The sequence below is a fragment of the Protofrankia sp. Cj3 genome (assembly GCF_917627355.1).
Classification (GTDB): Bacteria; Actinomycetota; Actinomycetes; order Frankiales; family Frankiaceae; genus Protofrankia.
On the sequence record NZ_CAKJTR010000201.1, the window covers coordinates 1649 to 3313 of the forward strand.

Annotated in this window: 1 protein-coding gene; it reads left to right on the forward strand. The window is 64.6% G+C overall.

Translation table 11 applies throughout. The features are described 5' to 3' along the window. On the forward strand, positions 1 to 1611 hold a 1611-nt coding region (locus MJ783_RS19940), incomplete at its 5' end, for a hypothetical protein (RefSeq protein ID WP_239312592.1). Positions 1612 to 1665: the final 54 nt, after the last annotated feature.

The following is a 1665-nucleotide window of genomic DNA, read 5'->3' on the forward strand; positions in this document are numbered from 1 at the left end:
CGTCGTGACGCTGAGTGGGAGAGATACCAGTCGGCCACCGCTGGTTGGCGGGCCGCGGTGGAGAGCCACGAGGCGGCCGAGCAGGCACGACGGGCGGAAGCGCCCTTGTTCCATCCGCTCGCGCCTCGGTCGACCGCGAGCCGGATAGATGTCTGCGGCGGCACTCGTGAGGGGTGGACAAGTCTGCTGGCGACCGTCGGCTCTTCGGTTCTATCGTCTGGCGGTGGTATTCTCCTGCTCGACTTCAGCGAGCGGGGTATCGGCGGCGGTCTTGCCCAGCTCGCCACTGCGGCTGGTTTCCCGGTTACCGGTGATGATCTTCCTGCTGATACAGGCCGGCTCGGGCTTCTGCGGGACATCGGCCCTGAGGACGTTGCCGAACTCCTCGCGAATGCCGTTGACACGCTCCGCCCGGGGAACGATAACCCGGCAATTCGGCTTCTCGACGCCGAGATACTCACGACCATCACCACCAGGCTGGACCCGCCGCTTACCTTCATCCGGCTTGCCGCGGGCCTGCGGGTGCTGCAGGGCCGTGACCAGCTGGACGGCCCTGATGCCCTTTCACCCGGGGAAAGGGACGCCATCGCCAGCCGACTGGATGCCCTGGGCGGCAGCGAACGAATTCAACAGGCAATCTATTACCTGAGGGCTTGTCTGGAACGGCTCGCAGAGGGGGACGAGACCGCGGCGGTGGGCACAGCGCCATCGTGGTGGCCGCTATCCGGGCTCCGCGTCATGGAGACGTCGAGCCGTGACACTTCCGCCGCTCGTAAGGAGCTCATCGATCAGGTGCTGTTCCAGATCGTGCTGCACCGGCTCCGGCGCCGCCGGGACGATGTTTCCCGGGACATGCTGGTGGTTGCCGGAGGGGACCGGATGGGTCTACCCGCGCTGGAAAGCATGGCCAGACATGCCGCCAATGCCGGCATTCGTCTTGTCAACCTGTTCGAACATCTGGCGGAAGACGCGGCGCGCCTGATCGGTACTGGTGACAGCGCCACGCTTATCATGCAGCTCGGAAACGCAAGGGAGGCCGAGGCCGCTGCCGAGTTCGTCGGTCGCGGGCACAAGTTCGTCTTCTCCCAGATTACCCGGCAGGTTGGCAGCAGCCTCACCACAGGGACGTCAAGCAGCGCGGGTGGGAGCGTTTCAGTTTCTGAAACCGAAGGCAGAAGCGGTTCGCGAGGCAAGGGCGGGAGATCGGGTGGTTGGAACCGCTCGGTTTCGGTCTCCCAGTCAGCGTTCTGGGAGGATACCGAGAGCCTGTCGGTCACCGACTCCCAGCAAGACGGTTCGATCATGCAACGGGTCTACGAATTCAGTGTTGAGCCGACACAGATCCAACAGCTCCCACCGACCGCTTTTATGCTGGTCGACTCGTCGCTGGGCGAGCGCCGTGCCGCACTCGGCGACTGCAACCCTGGAATTGTTCTCCTACCCAGGGTCGCGTCCAGCGCTCGCCCAGCGGTACCGTCAGCTTCCCGGCGACCAGCAGTCCTGCCCATGATCACTGGGCAGTCCGTTCCACCGGGCCTGACGGCAGGTGATGCTGGCGATCAGCCCGAGGCGATCAATCTGGGGCTGCCGTGGGAGCCGGATAACGGGTAGCGGTGCTTTTCCGACCGAACCCTGCTACAGTGACTCAAATCATACGGTCAGGCT